This is a genomic window from Bacillus sp. I-2, from assembly GCF_001974945.1.
In the GTDB taxonomy this organism is placed as follows: domain Bacteria; phylum Bacillota; class Bacilli; order Bacillales; family Bacillaceae; genus Bacillus; species Bacillus safensis.
The window spans coordinates 420,394-440,974 of record NZ_LZRW01000011.1; the positions used below are offsets into that span (position 1 = coordinate 420,394).

General features: G+C 39.9%; 30 protein-coding genes. 21 read left to right on the forward strand and 9 right to left on the reverse strand.

Features of this window, described 5'->3' with window-relative positions; translation table 11 throughout:
- The first annotated feature begins 18 nt into the window (after nt 1-18).
- Both BAE31_RS05565 and BAE31_RS05570 read left to right on the forward strand, forming a co-directional pair.
- On the forward strand, nt 19-399 hold the full coding sequence (locus BAE31_RS05565; RefSeq protein ID WP_044335941.1) for a NucA/NucB deoxyribonuclease domain-containing protein: 381 nt from the start codon (nt 19-21) through the stop codon (nt 397-399).
- 144 nt (nt 400-543) lie between these two features.
- Nucleotides 544-1,392 (forward strand): STAS domain-containing protein, encoded by an 849-nt coding sequence (locus BAE31_RS05570; protein ID WP_041109222.1) that lies wholly within the window; start codon nt 544-546, stop codon nt 1,390-1,392.
- A 32-nt stretch (nt 1,393-1,424) separates the two neighbouring features.
- Here the strand turns inward: BAE31_RS05570 and BAE31_RS05575 are convergent, their stop codons facing one another.
- Nucleotides 1,425-1,967: an IseA DL-endopeptidase inhibitor family protein gene (locus BAE31_RS05575; RefSeq protein WP_041109224.1), complete on the reverse strand. Its 543-nt coding sequence runs from the start codon at nt 1,965-1,967 to the stop codon at nt 1,425-1,427.
- 295 nt (nt 1,968-2,262) lie between these two features.
- On the opposite strand from BAE31_RS05575, the gene BAE31_RS05580 reads away from it, so the two are divergent.
- Complete coding sequence (locus BAE31_RS05580; RefSeq protein ID WP_041109226.1) at nt 2,263-2,712, forward strand: hypothetical protein; 450 nt, start codon at nt 2,263-2,265, stop codon at nt 2,710-2,712.
- A gap of 45 nt (nt 2,713-2,757) precedes the next feature.
- Here the strand turns inward: BAE31_RS05580 and lexA are convergent, their stop codons facing one another.
- A complete protein-coding gene (gene lexA, locus BAE31_RS05585) occupies nt 2,758-3,378 on the reverse strand; it encodes a transcriptional repressor LexA (protein WP_034283422.1) in 621 nt (206 codons plus the stop codon).
- A gap of 158 nt (nt 3,379-3,536) precedes the next feature.
- Here lexA and yneA point away from each other — a divergent pair, with 158 nt between their 5' ends.
- The 6 genes from yneA to BAE31_RS05615 all read left to right on the forward strand — a co-directional run bounded on the left by yneA (nt 3,537) and on the right by BAE31_RS05615 (nt 7,952).
- Nucleotides 3,537-3,848: a cell division suppressor protein YneA gene (yneA, locus tag BAE31_RS05590; protein WP_076839728.1), complete on the forward strand. Its 312-nt coding sequence runs from the start codon at nt 3,537-3,539 to the stop codon at nt 3,846-3,848.
- Between the two features lie 17 nt (nt 3,849-3,865).
- Nucleotides 3,866-4,513 carry a YneB family resolvase-like protein gene (locus BAE31_RS05595; RefSeq protein ID WP_024427081.1) on the forward strand — a complete coding sequence of 216 codons (648 nt, stop codon included), beginning with the start codon at nt 3,866-3,868 and terminating at the stop codon, nt 4,511-4,513.
- A 69-nt stretch (nt 4,514-4,582) separates the two neighbouring features.
- Nucleotides 4,583-4,813 carry a DUF896 domain-containing protein gene (locus tag BAE31_RS05600; RefSeq protein ID WP_024425132.1) on the forward strand — a complete coding sequence of 77 codons (231 nt, stop codon included), beginning with the start codon at nt 4,583-4,585 and terminating at the stop codon, nt 4,811-4,813.
- 187 nt (nt 4,814-5,000) lie between these two features.
- A complete protein-coding gene (gene tkt, locus BAE31_RS05605) occupies nt 5,001-7,004 on the forward strand; it encodes a transketolase (RefSeq protein ID WP_041109228.1) in 2,004 nt (667 codons plus the stop codon).
- A 198-nt stretch (nt 7,005-7,202) separates the two neighbouring features.
- Nucleotides 7,203-7,649 (forward strand): sporulation inhibitor of replication protein SirA, encoded by a 447-nt coding sequence (gene sirA, locus BAE31_RS05610; RefSeq protein ID WP_024425134.1) that lies wholly within the window; start codon nt 7,203-7,205, stop codon nt 7,647-7,649.
- Between the two features lie 84 nt (nt 7,650-7,733).
- Entirely contained in the window at nt 7,734-7,952 is a 219-nt protein-coding gene (locus BAE31_RS05615) for a YneF family protein (RefSeq protein ID WP_003212379.1), read from the forward strand.
- 262 nt (nt 7,953-8,214) lie between these two features.
- On the opposite strand, the gene BAE31_RS05620 is transcribed toward BAE31_RS05615, so the two are convergent.
- Nucleotides 8,215-8,388 (reverse strand): aspartyl-phosphate phosphatase Spo0E family protein, encoded by a 174-nt coding sequence (locus tag BAE31_RS05620; RefSeq protein ID WP_369810454.1) that lies wholly within the window; start codon nt 8,386-8,388, stop codon nt 8,215-8,217.
- Between the two features lie 209 nt (nt 8,389-8,597).
- On the opposite strand from BAE31_RS05620, the gene BAE31_RS05625 reads away from it, so the two are divergent.
- Both BAE31_RS05625 and BAE31_RS05630 read left to right on the forward strand, forming a co-directional pair.
- Entirely contained in the window at nt 8,598-9,305 is a 708-nt protein-coding gene (locus BAE31_RS05625; RefSeq protein ID WP_056766594.1) for a cytochrome c biogenesis CcdA family protein, read from the forward strand.
- Nucleotides 9,306-9,399: 94 nt separating this feature from the next.
- Nucleotides 9,400-9,882 carry a CcdC family protein gene (locus tag BAE31_RS05630; protein WP_024425136.1) on the forward strand — a complete coding sequence of 161 codons (483 nt, stop codon included), beginning with the start codon at nt 9,400-9,402 and terminating at the stop codon, nt 9,880-9,882.
- Between the two features lie 219 nt (nt 9,883-10,101).
- On the opposite strand, the gene BAE31_RS05635 is transcribed toward BAE31_RS05630, so the two are convergent.
- The 4 genes from BAE31_RS05635 to sspO all read right to left on the reverse strand — a co-directional run bounded on the left by BAE31_RS05635 (nt 10,102) and on the right by sspO (nt 11,606).
- Entirely contained in the window at nt 10,102-10,530 is a 429-nt protein-coding gene (locus BAE31_RS05635; RefSeq protein WP_024427086.1) for a DUF2621 domain-containing protein, read from the reverse strand.
- 262 nt (nt 10,531-10,792) lie between these two features.
- The gene (locus BAE31_RS05640) at nt 10,793-11,194 is read right to left on the reverse strand and encodes an Hsp20/alpha crystallin family protein (RefSeq protein WP_024425138.1); all 402 of its coding nucleotides are present in this window, start codon (nt 11,192-11,194) and stop codon (nt 10,793-10,795) included.
- A 102-nt stretch (nt 11,195-11,296) separates the two neighbouring features.
- Nucleotides 11,297-11,443: a small acid-soluble spore protein P gene (locus tag BAE31_RS05645; RefSeq protein WP_003211331.1), complete on the reverse strand. Its 147-nt coding sequence runs from the start codon at nt 11,441-11,443 to the stop codon at nt 11,297-11,299.
- A gap of 16 nt (nt 11,444-11,459) precedes the next feature.
- Nucleotides 11,460-11,606 (reverse strand): small acid-soluble spore protein O, encoded by a 147-nt coding sequence (gene sspO, locus BAE31_RS05650; RefSeq protein WP_034283440.1) that lies wholly within the window; start codon nt 11,604-11,606, stop codon nt 11,460-11,462.
- Nucleotides 11,607-11,826: 220 nt separating this feature from the next.
- Here sspO and acnA point away from each other — a divergent pair, with 220 nt between their 5' ends.
- The 7 genes from acnA (at nt 11,827) to BAE31_RS05685 (ending at nt 16,621) form a co-directional block, all read left to right on the forward strand.
- Nucleotides 11,827-14,556 carry an aconitate hydratase AcnA gene (gene acnA, locus BAE31_RS05655; protein ID WP_076839730.1) on the forward strand — a complete coding sequence of 910 codons (2,730 nt, stop codon included), beginning with the start codon at nt 11,827-11,829 and terminating at the stop codon, nt 14,554-14,556.
- Between the two features lie 66 nt (nt 14,557-14,622).
- A complete protein-coding gene (locus tag BAE31_RS05660) occupies nt 14,623-15,126 on the forward strand; it encodes a TlpA family protein disulfide reductase (RefSeq protein ID WP_041109234.1) in 504 nt (167 codons plus the stop codon).
- Between the two features lie 73 nt (nt 15,127-15,199).
- Nucleotides 15,200-15,325 (forward strand): FbpB family small basic protein, encoded by a 126-nt coding sequence (locus tag BAE31_RS05665; RefSeq protein WP_003211002.1) that lies wholly within the window; start codon nt 15,200-15,202, stop codon nt 15,323-15,325.
- 51 nt (nt 15,326-15,376) lie between these two features.
- Entirely contained in the window at nt 15,377-15,520 is a 144-nt protein-coding gene (locus tag BAE31_RS05670; protein WP_008357830.1) for an acid-soluble spore protein N, read from the forward strand.
- Nucleotides 15,521-15,533: 13 nt separating this feature from the next.
- Nucleotides 15,534-15,776 (forward strand): small acid-soluble spore protein Tlp, encoded by a 243-nt coding sequence (gene tlp / locus BAE31_RS05675; protein WP_024425142.1) that lies wholly within the window; start codon nt 15,534-15,536, stop codon nt 15,774-15,776.
- A gap of 107 nt (nt 15,777-15,883) precedes the next feature.
- Nucleotides 15,884-16,306: an acyl-CoA thioesterase gene (locus BAE31_RS05680; protein ID WP_024425143.1), complete on the forward strand. Its 423-nt coding sequence runs from the start codon at nt 15,884-15,886 to the stop codon at nt 16,304-16,306.
- 3 nt (nt 16,307-16,309) lie between these two features.
- Nucleotides 16,310-16,621, forward strand: a complete 312-nt coding sequence (locus BAE31_RS05685; RefSeq protein ID WP_041109236.1) for a hypothetical protein — start codon at nt 16,310-16,312, stop codon at nt 16,619-16,621.
- Between the two features lie 39 nt (nt 16,622-16,660).
- Here the strand turns inward: BAE31_RS05685 and BAE31_RS05690 are convergent, their stop codons facing one another.
- Complete coding sequence (locus tag BAE31_RS05690) at nt 16,661-16,948, reverse strand: HesB/YadR/YfhF family protein (protein WP_056766600.1); 288 nt, start codon at nt 16,946-16,948, stop codon at nt 16,661-16,663.
- 97 nt (nt 16,949-17,045) lie between these two features.
- Nucleotides 17,046-17,627, reverse strand: coding sequence for a glycerol-3-phosphate 1-O-acyltransferase PlsY (plsY, locus tag BAE31_RS05695; protein WP_024425146.1), 582 nt, complete (start codon nt 17,625-17,627; stop codon nt 17,046-17,048).
- A 75-nt stretch (nt 17,628-17,702) separates the two neighbouring features.
- On the opposite strand from plsY, the gene BAE31_RS20015 reads away from it, so the two are divergent.
- The 3 genes from BAE31_RS20015 (at nt 17,703) to parE (ending at nt 20,580) form a co-directional block, all read left to right on the forward strand.
- The gene (locus BAE31_RS20015) at nt 17,703-17,831 is read left to right on the forward strand and encodes a hypothetical protein (RefSeq protein WP_254966706.1); all 129 of its coding nucleotides are present in this window, start codon (nt 17,703-17,705) and stop codon (nt 17,829-17,831) included.
- Nucleotides 17,782-18,195: a CoA-binding protein gene (locus tag BAE31_RS05700; RefSeq protein ID WP_034283453.1), complete on the forward strand. Its 414-nt coding sequence runs from the start codon at nt 17,782-17,784 to the stop codon at nt 18,193-18,195. Before BAE31_RS20015 ends, BAE31_RS05700 begins: the two co-directional genes overlap by 50 nt.
- A gap of 417 nt (nt 18,196-18,612) precedes the next feature.
- Entirely contained in the window at nt 18,613-20,580 is a 1,968-nt protein-coding gene (parE, locus tag BAE31_RS05705) for a DNA topoisomerase IV subunit B (protein ID WP_024425148.1), read from the forward strand.
- The last annotated feature ends 1 nt before the right edge of the window (nt 20,581 follow it).

Here is a 20,581-nt window from a genome sequence, read left to right on the forward strand (position 1 = left end):
TTATGTTTTGTGATATGGATGGGCACGTTGTTAGGTGGATTTGGAGAGAAGCAGGCAGCAAAAGGGGCTGATCGATATGATCATGTCGTTCAATTTCCAAAGGAAAGGTACCCTGAAACAGGCAGTCATATTCAAGAAGCCATTCGAAAAGGGCATTCAGATGTGTGTACCATTGACCGAAATGGAGCAGATGCCCGCAGGCAAGAATCATTAAAAGGAATTCCGACAAAACCTGGCTTTGACCGGGATGAATGGCCAATGGCGGTTTGTCTTGAGGGAGGAAAAGGCGCAAGCGTACAATATGTCAGTCCATCCGATAATAGGGGAGCAGGCTCATGGGTCGGGCACCAAATCAGCGGGTTTCCTGATGGGAAAAGAATATTATTCATTGTGAAATAAATCGGAAAGAGTCTCCCTAGAGTGGGGGCTCTTTTGTTTATCATCAGAGCCTATTCGAGCTAGCAGGTACAAAAGATTCAGTGGTACAATCAATTTATAAGGTACAAAGACTGACAAGAAGAAAATGTGAAGGGACATTTGCTTATGGATAAGAACCGTGCATTATATGATTTTTTTATGCAGCATGCAGAGAAGCTGACTGAAACATGGTATGAATCAATTGAGGACGATGATCCAGAATCCATATATCGTTCAACAGATTCCAGCATCATAGCAGAGCTAAAACGGCAGAATCAAGATTATTACCAGCATTTTATACGAGCTATTATTGAAGATAAGACGTATTTACATACTGAATTTAAAAAATGGTCTGAGGATTTAGCCAGTGACCCAAAGCATTTAAATACACCATTAGATTATGTCGTGAGAGAATACATGTCCAATCAAAGAGTGGTTCTGCATTACTTAAAAGAATTTATCAAACAGCGTCAAGATGACATTGATATTGACCGCATCTTTTATTGGTATGATTTAATTTCCGAAGCGTTTAATATTTCAATCCATGTGTTTATCCAGCAATATGTGAAAAATACAACCGAAAAACTCGTGGCTCAAAGAGATATGATTTACGAATTGAGCTCACCGGTGATTGTCTTAAAAAGCCAGATTGCGTTATTGCCTTTAGTAGGTGACATTGACACAGCGAGAGCAAAGATTATTTTAGAAAATACGCTAAATCAGTGCTCGCAAAAAGGTGTTCAGCATTTATGTATTGACTTATCGGGTGTGGTCATTATTGATACAATGGTGGCTCATCAAATCTTTGATCTTGTCACGTCACTTCGGTTAATTGGAGTAGAGACGACCATTTCAGGGATTAGACCAGAAATTGCCCAAACAGCAGTGCAGCTTGGGCTTCCTTTTAATGAATTTCGCACAGCATCATCACTTGCTCACGCGCTGGACCGTATGACTGAATTTTCTTCAATATAAAAACCAGGCCGATGAATGGCCTGGTTTTTAATTTAGATGACAGCGTCAATTTGTGTGACTTTCCAATTTTTTTGTACTTTTTCGTACGTAACAGTTCGTTTTACTTTGCGTCCATCAAGTGTTGGGACAGTAAATTCATATGTGCGGACCGTTTGTTTTTTAGAAACAAGTTTAGGTGTGGCTTTTTCCCAATTGAGCATGTTGTCTCCATCACCGACTGGAACAGCCATTTTGCCTTTATGAACAATGAACTGATAATCTTTTAAACCATGTTTGATGGCATCTTGAGTGAAAACTTGAGATAGGTAGCTGTTTAATTTTTTCTTTGTATCAAATGTTTTAGAAAGATAGTTGTACGTCATATCTTTATAGGTAAATGATTTTAATTTGACATTAGAATGGTCTTTAATTTTGTAGCCTGACATTGCACTCCAAAAATGTTCTCTTGCATCAAGGGCAATATGTAACGCTTCTTTATTAGTCAAAGCGGCTGATTTCTTGGAAGCGGCCAATGTTGTTGTTTGTAATGAGATCATAAGCATAATAGCAGTTAATAAAACAAATAATTTTTTCAAGGCGATTGCCTCCTTTTCTCAATGAAAACTTCTTATGTTACAAATGTTACAATAATTACAGCGATATTACAAGTATTAAATCTAAATGTTTTTTTATTTCTTTTGTTTCTAATTATATAACGTTTGAGGGAGACAAAAAGTTTTCATTTTTTTATTTTTCTTCTTAATCATTATTTAACCGTTCTAAAGAAGAACGAAACGTCTTTTGGAAAAATTTCTATTTAGACGTTTAACACTCTTTTTTATTTAAGACATATACTATCGTGATGAATGTCTAAAGAAAGTGGTGTTTAATATGTATCATCCGTATGAAGGTGTGTATAATGGGTACTCATATGATAGGCAGATGCAAGGATTTCCATCTGTTGGTATTCCTCAAGGTGGAGGGTTTCCTGGGTTTCCGATCGGAGGAGGAGGTACTTGGCCAGGGCAAGGTTCAGGCGGACACTCAGCACCGCCGGCACCGCCGCAGCATATCATTTCCCAGTATCAGCAAGCACTCTCTCAGCCACAAAGTATGCAGTCGCTTATATCGGGGCAAGGTGTTGGCGGAGGCCATCAAACTGTACAATTTGCAGCGGGATGTAATAGAAGATGGACGATTGTGCTTTTGAGAAACGGTCAAGTATTTTTAATGTTCGTTCTTTCCTCACAGCCTTTTGGCCGAACAACTGGCTTTATATGGCCGAACTTTACATTTGGTTCCTTCCCAAGCTCAAGTATTCTTGCATATTCTTGTGCATAAGAAAAAGCCGGTTTTCATCAGCTGCTGATGAAATACCGGCTTTTTTTAATGAATATTTCGAAATACGCCAATCACTTTACCTAGTATACTCACATTCTGTAAAATAATCGGTTCCATTGATGGATTCTCTGGCTGTAATCTAAAGTGTGTATTTTCTTTATAGAAACGTTTCACTGTCGCTTCATCTTCCTCTGTCATGGCGACCACAATATCTCCATTGTTAGCGGTGCTTTGCTGGCGCACAATGACATAGTCCTTGTCCAAAATACCTGCATCAATCATACTTTCTCCCATAATTTCAAGCATAAACACTTGTTCGTCTGGTGCTGCAAAAGTCTCTGGAAGAGGGAAGTATTCTTCTACATTCTCAACAGCTGTGATAGGAAGGCCGGCGGTTACTTTTCCGATGACTGGAACGTTCATTACAGCACTCTTTGGAATATTCATTTCCTCTTCATCTAGTACTTCGATCGCTCTAGGTTTTGTCGGGTCTCTTCTTATTAAGCCCTTTGTTTCTAGTCTAGCTAAATGTCCATGGACCGTTGAACTGGATGCTAGACCGACAGCTTCTCCAATTTCACGGACGGATGGGGGATAACCCTTGCTTTTTACTTCATCTTTGATGAATTTCAGGATATCGAGTTGTCTTTTTGATAGCTTCGTCATCTTTTGCACCTCAAAACGTCAATTTTAAAGAAATTATAGCATGTTTTTCCTAACAGTACAAACATAGGTTCGAAAAAACGTTTGACAGAAACGTTTGTTCGTATTTATAATGAGAGACAGAAAGAGCGAACACACATTCTATTAGGAGAGATGACATTATGAGGTTAAAAGAATCTATTATTTTTATTGGGGTATTCTCATTCATCGTTGGCATATTTCTCTCACTTATTGCAGTCACAAGCCATAATGATTCAAATCAATATGTTAAAGTAGAGGTTCAATCAGGAGATACTCTGTGGGGGTTAGCTGATCAAGTAAATGACAGCAAATCAATCGACAAAAATGCATTTATTGACTGGGTAACAGAACACAATGATCTTGCTTCAACAGAAATCCAGCCTGGAGACATTCTTGTCATACCCGTGAAAAAAGAGCATCCAGTCGTATATCAGCTTGCAACAGTACAGTAGAAAGGTCGATTGAAGACATGAACGCAATCATTTATGCGAGAGTAAGCACTGTGAAAGAAGAGCAGGAAACCTCGCTGAAAAGACAAGAAGAAGAACTGCTGGCTTTAGCTGCCATGCACAAGATGAATGTGGTCAAAGTCATCAAAGAAAAAGCAAGTGGATATGAGCTAGATCGTGATGGCGTGTTTGAAATGCTTGCTGCACTGAAGGAAGAGTCGATCGATGCCGTTCTTATCCAAGATGAAACACGTCTTGGAAGAGGACAAGCAAAAATTGCGCTTCTTCATTGTCTATTTAAAGAGAAGGTAAAGGTATACAGCGTGTTTCATAGAGGAGAGCTTGAGCTTTCAGAAGCAGATGAAATGGTCATCGAGATTGTAGGAGTCGTCGAAGAGTACCAACGGAAAATTCATAACCTGAAAATCAAGCGGGGGATGAAAAGGGCTGTTGAGCGCGGATATCAGCCCGAACTAAATTTAAGGCAGCAGGACCATGCACCTGGCCGTGAGCGTATTGAAGTGCCGATTTCAGAAATTGTTCGATTAAGAAAAAATAACATGACGTTCGCCGAAATTGCCGCAACTCTTCAGGCATTAGGTTTTGACATTTCAAAAGCAACAGTGCATAGAAGGTATCAAGAATATGAAAAAGGCCTTACCACCTAAAGCGTGATTTGTTGTCAAAATGATTGATATTTAGTAGTATGTAGAGAAAATGCTTTAAAGGAGTTTGTCATGATTTCTAAAGAACAGCTTGCAAGAATAAATGAGCTTTCAAAAAAGTCGAAAGAAACCGGTTTATCAGACGCTGAAAAAACAGAACAAAAGCAGTTGAGAGAAGAGTATTTGAAAGCTTTTCGTTCTTCTATGAAAAATACACTTAAAACTGTCAAAATCGTGGACCCTGAAGGAAACGATGTTACACCAGAAAAATTAAAAAGAGAAAAAGATCAGAACCTTCATTAAGGCTGTGATTTCTTGAATTTTGAAAAGATGGGAAGAATATTCTCGTCTTTTTTCATATTTGCATAACTTTTTAGGTGATCGATAAACTAAATGTGACAAAATCCTTCTTTTTCAGCGTGAAATAGTTGTGAAAAAAGGACAGTAGATTTATGATAATGGTGTACACAAGATACGGAAGGGGATTTATATGGAAACGATTGAATTGAAATCTATTGCAACAATACGTACTCTCTCCATAGACGCAATTGAAAAAGCGAATTCCGGTCACCCAGGAATGCCGATGGGTGCTGCACCAATGGCGTACGCTTTATGGACGAATCACTTAAACGTAAGTCCGCAAAATCCAAATTGGTTTAACAGAGACCGCTTTGTTTTATCTGCAGGCCATGGTTCTATGCTTCTATACAGCATGCTTCATTTAAGCGGATACAATCTGAGCATTGACGATTTAAAACAATTCCGCCAGTGGGGAAGCAAAACACCTGGACATCCTGAATTTGGACACACAGAAGGCGTAGACGCGACAACAGGTCCTCTAGGCCAGGGAATTGCTATGGCAGTAGGAATGGCACTTGCAGAAAGACATCTTGCGGAAACGTATAACAAAGACAACTTTCATGTTGTAGACCACTATACATACAGCATTTGCGGAGATGGAGACTTAATGGAGGGAATTTCCTCTGAAGCAGCTTCACTTGCTGGTCATTTAGGCTTAGGCCGTTTAATCGTTCTTTACGATTCAAATGACATTTCTTTAGATGGCGATTTAGATCGTTCATTCTCTGAAAATGTGAAGAATCGTTTTGAAGCGATGAACTGGGAAGTTCTTTACGTGAAAGACGGCAACAACATCGAAGAAGTAACAGCTGCTATTGAAAAGGCGAAGCAAAGCACAGACAGACCTACATTAATCGAAGTGAAAACAACGATCGGTTTCGGATCGCCAAACCGTGCGGGAACGTCTGGTGTGCATGGTGCACCGCTTGGCAGCGAGGAAGCAAAGCTGACGAAGGAAGCTTACTCTTGGACGTTTGAAGAAGATTTCCATGTACCTTCTGAAGTGTACGATCATTTCAAAGAAGCTGTCAAAGACGCTGGACAGAAAAAAGAAGCAGCGTGGAATGAACTGTTTGCGCAATACGAAAAAGAATATCCAGAGCTGGCAGCACAGCTGAAGCTTGCGATTGAAGGAAAGCTTCCTGAAAATTGGGATCAAGAGATTCCTGTTTATGAAGCAGGTTCAAGCCTTGCCTCCCGCGCATCTTCTGGCGAAGTGTTAAATGGCATTGCAAAGCAAGTACCTTTCTTTATTGGCGGGTCTGCTGACCTTGCTGGATCAAATAAAACAACGATTAAAAACACGGATGATTTCGGTAAAAATAATTATGCAGGCAAAAACATTTGGTTCGGTGTCAGAGAGTTTGCAATGGGTGCAGCGCTCAATGGTATGGCACTTCACGGCGGTCTTCGTGTATTCGGCGGAACGTTCTTTGTTTTCTCAGATTACTTAAGACCAGCAATTCGTCTTGCTGCCTTAATGGGACTTCCAGTCACTTACGTCTTTACTCATGATAGTATCGCTGTTGGTGAAGATGGTCCGACGCATGAACCGGTTGAACAACTTGCTTCACTGCGTGCGATGCCTAACCTTTCCGTTATCCGCCCAGCAGATGGAAATGAAACAGCTGCAGCGTGGAAACTAGCTGTATCTTCAACGGATAAACCGACAGCACTAGTTCTTACTCGTCAAAACCTTCCAACGATTGACCAGGCTCCAGAGAAGGCATATGAGGGAGTAGAAAAAGGTGGATACGTTGTGGTTGAAGCAGCTGATGCACAGCCAGAAGCACTTCTACTCGCTTCAGGATCTGAGGTTGGTTTAGCCATTGAAGCACAAAAGGCACTTGAAAAAGAAGGTATCCGCGCGTCTGTTGTCAGCCTTCCTGCATGGGATCGCTTCGATCAGCAGTCAGACGAATACAAAGAATCCGTTCTTCCTAAAGCAGTACGTGCACGTATTGCGATTGAAATGGGTGCTTCACTTGGCTGGGAGCGTTACACTGGTCTTGATGGTGACGTGATTGCAATTGATAAATTTGGTGCTTCTGCACCAGGAGAAACCATTATCGAGAAATACGGCTTTACTGTCAGCAATGTAGTCAGCCGTGTGAAAGCGAAGCTGAATAAATAAACGAACTCCAAGCATCATGCTTTTTTGCTATCTGTTTGCAGAGCATTTTCATCCGCTCTGCAAACTTTTTTCTTTTTTCTTGTTTTTTTGACAAAACTAGTTTCTTCTTGCTTCATATATAGACAATTCTTTCTTTCACATTTTTGTATAATACAAGCAATAAACGAGATTGACGAAATGTGAAAGGAAGGGATAGACATGGAACGTCATTATTATATTTATTGGATTGAGGATGAATTTGCGCATCACTATTTTGGCAGAGAATCGATTTTGTTTCATTTGTTTGAGTCGTTACATTGGACGAACCGCACTGACGATGAGCTTGTAATGCTTGTGAAGCAAGTGGATTATGTGACGAAACGAATCCCTGCTTTTCATATGCACCAGCGTCTAATGAATAACTTAACGAACATTCACTATACACAAATAGGCTCGATTTACAGCGCCTCCTTACCAGATGGAAAAGGAACTGCAGCATTTATTATAAAAGACCGGTATATCCAAATGTCTGCCACTGGAAGTTATGAGGCAGAAGCGGTGTTTTTTGAAGTGCTGAGAAAAATCAGCCCTTGTTTTCTTGCGATGGACTTTAGTTCAAAAAAACACGGGTGGCTTAATCCAGTAAAAGTGAGGAATTTTGTTTAAAAAAATAAAATTGAACGTGAAATGTTGTATAATAGCCTTTTGTTTAGTACACTTTATACGAGACAACATGAAGGAGGAAGAATTATGGATTTATGGGTTGTCATCCTTGTAGGCGTTGTTGCACTGCTTGCAGGAGTTGCACTCGGATTCTTTATTGCTCGTAAGTATATGATGAGCTATTTGAAAAAGAATCCACCGATTAATGAACAAATGCTTCGAATGATGATGATGCAAATGGGCATGAAACCGTCCCAGAAGAAAATCAATCAAATGATGAAAGCCATGAACAACCAAGCGAAATAATACGTACGATATTATGATCATAGATGGAACATGGTTATAAAGGATGGACAAGCGTTGTCCTTTCTTTATTCAATTTACCTTCATCAGACGCTTAAAACCACTGTACTTGCATGAATGAAGCAGGGAAGGTGGTTTTTATTATGGCGTCAAGCAGCATGTGAAAAAACAAAAAACCCCTATGTCAGAGGTTTTTGTTTCGTTTATGGTCACCATATCAACTGTTCTAATAATTGTGCGGCATGATTGATATCATGAAGTATGATTAGTTGGCTGAGTTTGAGTGTAAGTGTCGTTGATATTGTAAGAGGAGATGATCTAGCTGCTGGCTATGTTCGATGGTCACTGTTGATGTCATCCCATTATGCAAGACAACTTTCATCAGCTCTTCTCTTTTTTCTTCGATTTGAGTTAATAATGATGTTTTTACCAAAGTCATGTTCCTTTCATGCAAATCTTGATAAAAAGAATCGATTCTATTATATCCATTTTAAGGTTTATTTTCAAATTTAAAGGATTCATTATCTTGATGTCAAATTAAATTATATAAGGTTTTAAGAAAATAGACCATCTTTATTGAAGTGATGTAAAAAAAATGAAATGATTTTGTCATCTCTTATTGTATATTGTAAGAAGGGGGGTGTTCTTTTGACAGATTTGAATTACTTTTTAGCATTTGGAGCAGGATTTCTTTCTTTTATTTCACCGTGCTGTCTGCCGCTTTATCCAGCGTTTTTATCGTATATTACGGGCGTTAGTATAAATGAAGTGAAATCGGAGAAGGTGATGCTGAGAAGAAGAAGTCTGCTTCATACTTTATTCTTTTTAGTTGGGTTCTCTATTATATTTATTGCGATTGGCTTTGGGACATCGTTTGTCGGGAAGTTTTTTAATGATTATCATCAAGCGATTCGTCAAATTGGAGCCATCCTCATTATTTTCTTTGGTTTTATGACGCTTGGTGTATTCAAGCCGTCTTTTCTCATGGGCGAAAAGAGAATCCAGTTCAAAAATCGTCCTGCTGGTTTTTTTGGATCTATTCTCATCGGAATGGGCTTTGCCGCTGGATGGACACCTTGTACAGGACCTATTTTATCTGCTGTCATCACACTGGCGAGTAACAATCCTGAGTCGGCGGTTATGTATATGATTGCCTATGTATTCGGATTTGCCGTCCCGTTTTTTATTCTCTCCTTTTTCATTACGAAAATGGCGTGGATCAGAAAACGTCAGCAGCTCATCATGCGAATTGGCGGAATCATTATGATTGTGGTAGGGATTTTGCTGTTCTTTGATCTTCTGACATGGATTATCATCATGTTCTCATCATTGTTTGGCGGCTTTACAGGCTTTTGAAATCGTTTTCTACAGTCGCGGCGAATGGTTTTTTTTCGTCAATTGGAGTATATTATACATAGGCTGACCTTAAAGAATAAAGGAATGATTTGATATGATGATCTTGATCTCTTCTATAATTGCGGTATGTATGGCGGTGGCCGTCATGTTTATTCGCATTAAATCATCTGCAAAACCTGCAACTGCGAAAAAAATTATTTTACCTCCTATTTTCATGAGCACTGGTGCACTGATGTTTTTTGTTCCGATGTTTCGGGTAACTGGAGCTGAATTTCTAGAAGCGATCACAGTGGGGATGTTTTTTTCCATATTTTTAATCAAAACATCGAAGTTTGAAATTAGAGGTAACGACATCTACTTAAAACGGTCGAAAGCTTTTGTGTTCATTCTCATTGGACTTCTTGTCCTTCGTATTGGGATGAAGACCATCTTGAGTTCTTCTATTGATTATGGTTCATTAAGCGGGATGTTTTGGATTCTTGCCTTTGGCATGATCGTGCCTTGGCGGGTTGCCATGTATTTATCGTTTAGAAAGCTGTCTAAACAATTAGATCCGCAGCAGATTCAAATGAATTAAACCTCCTTTTTAAAAAGGAGGTTACATATTATTGACAAAGGGCTAAAATGATCTTTTATTTTAGCCCTTTGTCTTCTATTCAGCGTGATAGAAAACCTTTGCAGTCTCGAAAGGACAACTACCTTTGCGGAGCGAATTTGACATTCGTGAGCATCGGCGCGCAGAACTGACCGAATGCGAGGGTTTGTCTACATGCTGAAACCTCCTTTAAAAAGGAGGTTATTTTAATAACGATTCATATGGCGAGTGATCAATGTTTTTTTCTTGAAGGCGCTTCAGTAAAAACTTATGATCCCGCTTTGGTGTAGCCATAATGTAGCCGCGAATGATTAAGTCTAAATTAATGCTAGCAGCCTGTTCTTTTAATGCCAGCTCACCAATTTTACCCGCTATTTTTTCCTTGGCAACATCTCTAAACAGCTCTGGAACAGGTAATACGAGTTCATTTAACAGCTGTTTGTCCTCATCCCGCCATAGGTGAAGGCTCTTTTGAATATATTCATCCTGCCAATCAAGCTCTGATTTCCCATCTTCCTTTGGCAATCGTTTTAAAAATTTACGAAACATAAAAAAGCCACCGATTGCGAGTAATCCGATCATCACTGTACCCCAAAATAAAATGAACCACAAAAACCAGCCGCTTAACATGTTCTCACTCCTTATACCCCTTATCTCTCTATTTTATATTACATGAAGAGAGGATAGAAGAAAATAACAAAAATGTATGTCTATGATCTCTATAAACGGCTTTTTTCATTGATAGCCGCCCATTTACTAGAATGACCCAAACCAATTAATAGAAAAAGAATACATTATCATATAGCGACTCTACTATTTGGCCATGGTGGTTCGCAAAAGGTATTGACTTGAAACGAACGGGAAGAGAGCCCACCTATATAAAGGTGGGCTCTTAATGTTTGAAGTGCGGGATTTGAAAGGAAAATGCACCGTTTGGATGGTCGGAACATTTTTTAATTTTTATCGATATGATTCGGTTTTCATAATCTGTTTCAATGTCTTTGTCGTTTAAATAAAAAGGGAGCATCACGCTTTTTTCAATTGGCTGTTCGCCTTCACCATTTGGATGTTGTACTGTGTAAGTTAACGTCAGCTCATGTCCAGCGAAGGTCAGCTTTACATCAGTAATCGATAAGGTGGAGACATCAATTTCGATAATATAATCACGGCTTGTTTCATAAAGATCAATTGGGAGGTGTTCATCATACCAGGCAAATGGATCATCCATTAAAACATTGAGCCAATCATCTATTTCAATAAAATCAGAGGAATTCGATTGCTTTTCATTCTCCATAAACACTCCTCCATCACATCTCATAATAAATCATATGATGAAAATGGAAATGTGTGAAAGACCTAAAACATCCCGTGTGGTCACGGGATGAGAGGGGAATAATTACATATCATGATGAGAATTGTGCTTTTGTCTTGTATGGTTGCGGTTTTTCACTTTTTTACTGCCTGATAACGGCTCAGGCTGACCGCCTTGATGCTCCTTAGGAGAGTTTTGACGGATGTCTTTCCCTGTGTTTTTATTCGTCATGAGGTTTGGCTCCTTCTTATTGATTCTTTTTACGTTTTTTATTGTTTTGCCTCTGTTCTTCTGTTAAAACGAGCTGATCATCTTCCGTATAGCCTGCGCCATTCCCCTGGCTTTTGGCTGCGTTCATGCCATTAATGACATGATTAGCTTTGCGTTTTGTCATGTTCTATCACCTCATTTGTAGTATGAGCCCACCCCGCTTCGTTTATGAAGAGTAATCATTTCCTAATGATAAGTTAAACTTATTGAATTTAATAAAAGCATTGTTATTTACTTATGTATGAATTTGTTTTAAGATGAAATTGTGAGAAAATTGTGGTGAAATACGACGATTTTTCTGAGAATTGAAATTGATCTTGATCATCAAAAGGGGGATTTTGGACATGTCGAAACAGCAGCAAGTCGCTAAACAAGACGCTTTTCAATCTAGAAAAACGTTTTCGACAAATGGGAAAACATATCACTATTATTCGTTAGAAGCACTAGAGAAACAAGGAATCGGAAATGTTTCTAAGCTGCCTTATTCCATTAAGGTACTTTTAGAATCAGTGCTTCGCCAAGTAGACGGTAGAGTGATCAAGAAGGAACATGTTGAAAACTTGGCAAAATGGGGAACTGCTGAGGTAAAAGAAATTGATGTTCCATTTAAACCTTCTCGTGTTATTTTACAAGACTTCACGGGTGTACCAGCAGTCGTTGACCTTGCTTCTTTAAGAAAAGCTATGGCAGATGTAGGCGGGGACCCGGATAAAATCAACCCTGAAATTCCAGTTGACCTTGTTATTGACCACTCAGTACAAGTTGATAAAGCTGGAACTGAAGATGCATTAAACATTAACATGGATTTAGAATTCGAACGTAACGCAGAGCGTTATAACTTCCTTAGCTGGGCAAAGAAAGCGTTTAATAACTATCAAGCTGTCCCACCTGCAACAGGAATTGTTCACCAAGTGAACTTAGAGTATCTTGCAAGTGTTGTTCATGCGATTGAAGAAGATGGAGAGATCATCACTTACCCAGATACATTAGTTGGAACTGACTCTCATACAACGATGATTAACGGTATCGGTGTACTTGGATGGGGCGTTGGCGGTATCGAAGCGGAAGCTGGTATGCTTGGTCAGCCTTCATACTTCCCAGTACCAGAAGTGATTGGTGCTAAATTAGTTGGAGAGCTTCCAAACGGAACAACTGCAACTGACCTAGCATTAAAAGTCACACAAGTCCTTCGTGAAAAAGGCGTAGTGAACAAGTTCGTTGAGTTCTTCGGACCTGGTGTTGCACAATTGCCGTTAGCAGATCGTGCAACCATTGCGAACATGGCGCCAGAATACGGTGCTACTTGCGGATTCTTCCCAGTAGATGAAGAAGCGCTTGCTTACCTTCGCCTTACTGGACGTGATGAAGAGCAAATTAATATCGTTGAGGAATATTCTCGTGCAAATGGCTTATTCTATACGCCAGATGCAGAAGAACCAATTTTTACTGATGTTGTGGAAATTGATCTTTCTAAAATTGAGTCAAACTTATCTGGTCCTAAACGTCCACAAGATTTGATTCCACTTTCTCAAATGAAAGAGACGTTCCATAAACACATCGAAAGCCCAGCTGGTAACCAAGGGTTTGGCTTAGATAAATCAGAGCTCGATAAACAAATCGAATTTAACCTTGCAAACGGTGAAAAAGCTGTGATGAAGACAGGGGCGATTGCGATTGCAGCGATTACGAGCTGTACGAATACATCGAACCCATACGTGTTAATCGGAGCAGGTCTTGTTGCGAAGAAAGCAAGTGAGCTCGGTATGAAAGTGCCAAACTACGTGAAAACGTCACTAGCGCCGGGTTCTAAAGTTGTAACAGGGTACCTTGTGAATTCGGGACTTCTTCCATATTTAAAAGACCTCGGATTTAACATTGTTGGATATGGCTGTACAACATGTATCGGAAACTCCGGACCGCTTGAGAAAGAAATTGAAGATGCAGTCTCTGAAAATGATCTGCTGATCACTTCTGTTTTATCAGGTAACCGTAACTTTGAAGGTCGTATTCATCCGCTTGTGAAAGGGAACTACCTTGCATCTCCACCATTAGTTGTGGCTTATGCACTTGCTGGTACGGTGAATATTGATTTAACAAAAGATCCTATCGGTGTCGATAAAAATGGCGAGAACGTTTATTTCAATGACATTTGGCCATCAATGGATGAAATCAACAGCGTCGTTAAAAGCACTGTCACACCTGAGCTATTCCGTTCAGAGTATGAAACTGTTTTTGACAACAACGAACGCTGGAATGAAATTAAAACGACGGATGATGCATTGTATAAATGGGATGAAAATTCCACATACATTGATAACCCGCCATTCTTTGAAAACCTATCAGTTGAACCTGGTAAAGTTGAACCGCTTAAAGGCTTGCGCGTCGTTGCGAAGTTCGGTGACTCTGTCACAACTGACCATATTTCTCCTGCTGGAGCGATTGGTAAGGACACACCGGCGGGCAAATACTTGCAAGAAAGAGGCGTATCGCCTAGAGACTTTAACTCATATGGATCTCGCCGTGGTAACCACCATGTCATGATGAGAGGTACTTTTGCAAACATCCGTATTAAGAACCAAATTGCACCAGGAACAGAAGGCGGTTATACAACTTACTGGCCAACTGGTGAAGTGACATCGATTTATGATGCATGCATGCGTTATAAAGAGGATGGAACAGGTCTTGCGATCTTAGCAGGTAAAGACTACGGAATGGGTTCTTCACGTGACTGGGCTGCTAAAGGAACAAACCTTCTTGGAATTAAATTTGTTCTAGCTGAAAGCTTTGAGCGTATCCACAGAAGTAACCTAGTCTTCATGGGCGTACTTCCTTTGCAGTTTAAAGATGGAGAAAGTGCAGAAACTCATGGTCTAACAGGAACAGAAACATTTGAAGTTCATGTTGACGAAACAGTTCGTCCACGTGATCTCGTCACTGTGAAAGCAATTGACACAGATGGAAACGAGAAAACGTTTGAAGTGGTGGTTCGCTTTGACAGTGAAGTCGAAATTGACTACTATCGTCATGGCGGTATCCTTCAAATGGTACTTCGCGAAAAATTGGCAAGCAACTAATACAGCAAAGAAGAGAAGGCGATCCAACAGCTTTCTCTTCTTTTTTAAAATAGTGGAGGATCAATCATGTGGAAAAAAGGAATGGCAAGCGCTGTTTTACTTGTGTTGATTGGTTTACTTGCGTGGAATTTATTTGGGCCAAAAGAGCCCGCAATCGGCCTTGAAAAAGGCGACCAAGCCCCTGATTTTGAACTGAAAACCCTTGACGGCAAAACCGCCTCGTTATCTGATTACCGAGGGAAAAAGGTGCTCGTCAATTTCTGGGCGACATGGTGTAAGCCGTGCAGGACGGAAATGCCGGATTTAGACGCGATTAGGAGCGAAAATGACCAAGTTGAAGTACTAGCAGTGAATTTAACGACCACTGAAAAGAGTGTGGAACATGTGGCAGCATTCACAAAAGAATTAAAGGTGAGCTTTCCTGTTTTATTGGACCAAAAAGGCATTCAAGCAAGATATCAGGTGCTTTCATACCCAACGACATACATATTAGATGAAAAAGGACGCATCATGTCTGTGAAGCATCAAATGCTGACAAAAAAAGAAATTGAAAAAGAGCTGGATCTATAATGATTCAGCTCTTTTGCTTATTTTCTAAATGTTTTGGCGAAAATGTAATCATACATATATGGAGGTGAGTGGAATGAGAAGAAGAAAACGACGCACATTTGAAGAGCTTGTGCTTGAAAATAAAAAAGAATTATTAAGCAATGAGGAATTTTTAAACCAGCTTGAAGAAAAGTTGGAAGAGCGATTTAGACAGAAATAAGTTATGAATTATCCGTTTTCGTTCATCCTAAAGAAGAGGGAGGGATGAATAATGGGTAGAGAGCATGATAAACAAGCGCAGTTTACACCAGACCATTTAGGGACAAAACCTGTAGCATACAAACGGAATAAAGGTAAAAAGATGCATAATAAATCAAATGAACAGCCTGATGTGATACAGACGAAGGGCGAATAAGGAGGGAATCATGATGAATGACAAGTCCTATCAATCCAATCCAGATGATCGTTCTGATAATGTTGAAAAGCTGCAAGATATGATCGAGAATACACTTGACAATATCGATGAATCTGAGGCAGCGATGTCCGTTTCGACAGAGACAGAAAAGCAAATGATCAAACAAAAAAACGAAAACCGCAAAATGAGTATTGACGCGATGCGTTCTGAGATCAAGGACGAAGAAGCGGCAAGAAAGAATGGCTATACCGAATAAACCAGGGATTCCTGGTTTATTTTATTGCCTCTTTTTAGAAGAACCATTTGGAATGTGGTAAAATGGCAGAGACAGACCTTAGGTTTTGATAGGAGAGCGATGAAAACGTGTATGTATCCAAAAAAGAAATAGAAGTCCGTTATGCAGAAACCGATCAAATGGGCATCGTGTATCATGCCAATTATTTAATTTGGATGGAAGTCGGCAGAACAGCATTGATTAAAGAATTAGGGTTTTCCTATGCGCAGCTAGAAGCAGACGGTGCTCTTGCACCTGTTATAGACTTGCAGGTTCAATATAAAAAACCATTGCTGTATGGTGAAACAGCAACCGTTCATACATGGATTGAAGAATATAATGGTGTCAAAACGGTGTATGGCTATGAAATTCAAAAACCTGATGGACAAACAGCGATTACAGGGACAACTTCACATATATGTGTGGATAAAGACACCTTTAGACCTATTCAATTTAGAAAAGCCTTTCCTGCCTGGCATAAAGTATATGAACAGTCGAAGAAGCAGGTTTAATTGATGGCTTTTGGTATTAAACGAAGTGATTTAAACGCTTGGAAATCAGCTGTCCAGCAAGGAAAAATTGCTTTTTTAACACACTACTGGCTCGATGACCGTTTTCCAAATGCCAATACTGTCACAAAAGCAGCCTGTCAGGATATGAAGCGGTTAGCTGAGTGGGGAGAAAGACATGGACTAAAAAAAGAATGGATTCATGACCGCGAAGGGTTTCCTCATTTTGACTTGATTGGTGAGCCGCAAAAAAGAATTCTGCAAAAGGAACGATCTTTAGGGAACATTCAGGAGTATGGGCTGTATATTGAAGTGTAAAACAAAAAAGATACCCGAGGGATGAGGTATCTTTTTTGTTTATTCATAATGAAATTCTGGTTCTTTCACGGACTCGTTATAATCAATATGCAGATCATGGTTGTCAAAGTACCAAATATCACTTTCCTCAATAAAGAAAGTAATACCTTCTATTTCAGCGGTTGCGCCGGCATTTTGAGGTTCATCTTTTGCAACGCCGAGAGAAAAGCCTTTTTGTACATTACTGCACCCGCCATATCTCACAAAAAAGCGAACTTGATCACCTTTTTCTAAATCTAATTCATTCTTGTACCAATTGAGTGCATCTTCTTTTATCGTTAATTTCAATGTGATCGCCCCTTTTTGAAGTCATGCTGTTTTTAAAATGCAGGATGCAAAAACAGCTTTTCTTTACTTTTACCACATATTTAAATGGATGAAACGGCTAGAGCCATTTGATTTTCGGTTCAGTTTTGTTGAGAATTCGTTTGAGGTTGGCGATGTGTCTGTAGATCACAAAGCCAGCAAGAACGGCAACAACAATGATTAAGAATAGGTCTTTGGTGAAAATGCTGTAAATGAATGTATAGATCCCGGTCAGCATAGATGATAGTGAAACATATTTACTAATGTATAAAAATAAGAAAAAAGCAGCGATCATCGTGATAAATAGGAATGGGGCATAAAATAGCAGCACACCGCCTGATGTAGCGACTGCCTTTCCCCCTTTAAATTTTGCAAAGACAGGAAAGCTGTGACCGATAACAGCAGCAACTCCTGCTAATAAGGGATGGATGTCCAGCTGCATGAAAAACGGTAAAGCTGAAGCAAGCGTCCCTTTTAGGATATCAGCAGTAATCACAATAGACCCTGCTTTTACGCCAAGTGTACGAAATGCATTCGTCGCACCTAGGTTTCCGCTGCCATGTTCACGGATATCGATACCCTTTGCAGCTTTCCCGACAATGAGACCGGATGGAATACTGCCGAGAAGATAAGCCAAAATAAACATCAAAGCAATTAACATCTGCATAACTCCTTTATATTCTCCCTCTTGTCTTACATTTTAACATGATCTTGTGAAAAACATGGGGAACTTTTTTTGAAAAAATCGAAAGCAGATGGATTCGGCTTTGTTTTTAAGCAGAAATTCGCTAAAATGGAGGAAAAGGAGTGTCTTGATGAACAATCCTACGAAAGAAGAAATCGGCCGTATATTAAAAAGCAGTAAACGAATTGCTGTTGTTGGATTATCAGATCAGCCGCACCGGACGTCTTATATGGTGTCTAAAGCAATGCAGGATGCCGGGTATGAGATTATCCCAGTGAATCCAACGATCGATGAAGCACTCGGTGTGAAAGCAGTCGCTTCTTTAAAAGATATAAAAGAGCCTGTTGATATCGTCAATGTCTTTAGACGTTCAGAGTTTTTACCAGAGGTGGCAGAAGAATTTCTCGAAATAGACGCACCTGTTTTTTGGGCGCAGCAAGGCATATATCACGAAGAAGCGAAAAGGCTGATTGAGGAAAATGGCAAGGTCGCCATCATGGATTTATGTATCAAGGTGGCTCATGCGATGACAAAAACTCATTAAATCGTCAAAAATCCTTGGTTTTTCAAGGATTTTTGCTTTTTTGTTGCAGAAATATATTTGCGATTCTGAAAGAAAGCGATAAAATAAGGCGACAGGGACATATCGGCGGCCTTGCATATCGAGAAAAAGAGCGATAAGATCAATATAGAACATTTGTTCTGTTTTGCTAAAACCATCATATGATTGCATTTGGCTTATGAAACAGTCTTGTTTATAATGGACTTCTAGTTCTGATTGCAGAATGTAGAATGATTCTCATAACTGTGCAAAAGAGCATGTATTGGTGAATTACACATGCATGGTGATGATGCAGCTTATTAAAGTGGACAGTAATGAGCAGCATGATCATCATTAAAATCTAGAGAGATCATTTGATGATTAGCCGGTTATGTTTGTTAGTGAAAGGGGATTAAGCATTTGGTTAAAAAGCAGCAAGTAGATTATAACGATGATTCTATTCAGGTGCTAGAGGGGCTTGAAGCGGTCCGTAAACGTCCAGGGATGTATATTGGATCTACGGATTCGCGCGGTCTTCATCACCTTGTCTATGAGATTGTAGACAACTCTGTCGATGAAGTGCTCGCTGGCCATGGAGATCATATCATTGTCAAAATACATAAAGATAACAGCATTTCCGTCCAAGATAAAGGGCGTGGAATGCCTACTGGTATGCATAAGCTTGGAAAACCGACACCTGAGATCATTTTAACGGTCTTGCACGCAGGCGGAAAATTTGGTCAAGGCGGATATAAAACAAGTGGTGGACTTCACGGAGTTGGGGCATCTGTTGTGAACGCGCTGTCAGAATGGCTCACTGTCACAATTGAACGTGACGGATTTATTTATCATCAGCGGTTTGAAAACGGCGGTAAACCTGTCACATCACTCGAAAAAATTGGAAAATCCAAAAAAACGGGAACACTGATTCATTTTAAGCCGGACCCTACCATGTTCAGTGTCACGACCTATAATTTCGATACATTATCAGAGCGTTTAAGAGAATCTGCCTTTTTATTAAAAGGGTTAAAAATAGAGCTGATCGATGAACGGCATGATGTACAAGAAACGTTTTATTATGAGACAGGCATTGAAGCCTTTGTTGCTTATTTAAATGAAGAAAAAGATGTTCTGAGTGAAGTCGTCTCATTTGAAGGAGAGCATCAGTCCATTGAAGTAGATTTTGCTTTTCAATTTAATGATGGCTATTCGGAAAATATCCTTTCCTTCGTTAATAACGTCAGAACAAAAGATGGCGGAACACATGAGTCTGGTGCCAAAACGGCCATGACGAGAGCCTTTAACGAATATGCTCGCAAAGTCGCTCTTTTAAAAGAAAAAGACAAAAATTTAGAAGGCACTGATATTCGCGAAGGACTGTCTGCTATTATTTCTGTCAGAATTCCTGAAGAGCTGCTTCAATTTGAAGGGCAGACAAAAGGAAAGCTTGGGACAAGTGAGGCACGTTCAGCTGTTGATGCTGTTATTTCTGAAAAACTTGCGTATTTCCTTGAAGAAAACCGGGAAACAGCCACTCTTCTTGTGAAAAAAGCGATTAAAGCGCAGCAGGCAAGAGAGGCTGCTAGAAAAGCCCGTGAAGAAGCAAGGAGCGGCAAGAAACGGAAAAAGTCTGAAGCCACGCTGAGCGGAAAATTAACACCTGCCCAATCTAGAAACCCAGCAAGAAACGAACTATACCTAGTAGAGGGTGACTCAGCGGGCGGGTCAGCAAAACAGGGGCGTGACCGTAAATTCCAGGCGGTGCTGCCGCTGCGCGGAAAGGTCATCAATACAGAAAAAGCAAAGCTTGCTGATATTTTCAAAAACGAAGAAATCAACACCATTATTCATGCAATTGGTGGAGGCGTCGGTGTCGATTTTAATGTAGAAGACATCAATTATGACAAAATCGTGATCATGACAGATGCGGATACGGATGGAGCGCATATTCAAGTGCTTCTCTTAACATTCTTCTACCGCTATATGAAGCCGCTGATTGAGCATGGCAAAGTGTTTATTGCACTCCCGCCTTTATATAAAGTCAGCAAAGGCTCAGGGAAAAAAGAAATCATTGAGTACGCATGGTCTGATGAAGAAATGGATGACGTTTTGAAGAAAGTTGGAAAAGGGTACACGATTCAGCGCTACAAAGGGTTAGGTGAAATGAATGCCGACCAGCTATGGGAAACGACAATGAATCCAGAATCGAGAACACTTGTCAGAGTCAAAATTGATGATGCTGCACGTGTGGAACGCCGCGTCACAACTCTAATGGGTGACAAAGTAGAACCACGCCGTAAATGGATTGAGAAGAATGTCGCCTTTGGACTTGATGAGGAAAGCAACATTCTTGAAAATGAAAACTTGTCGCTAGCTGAGGAGGTTTAAA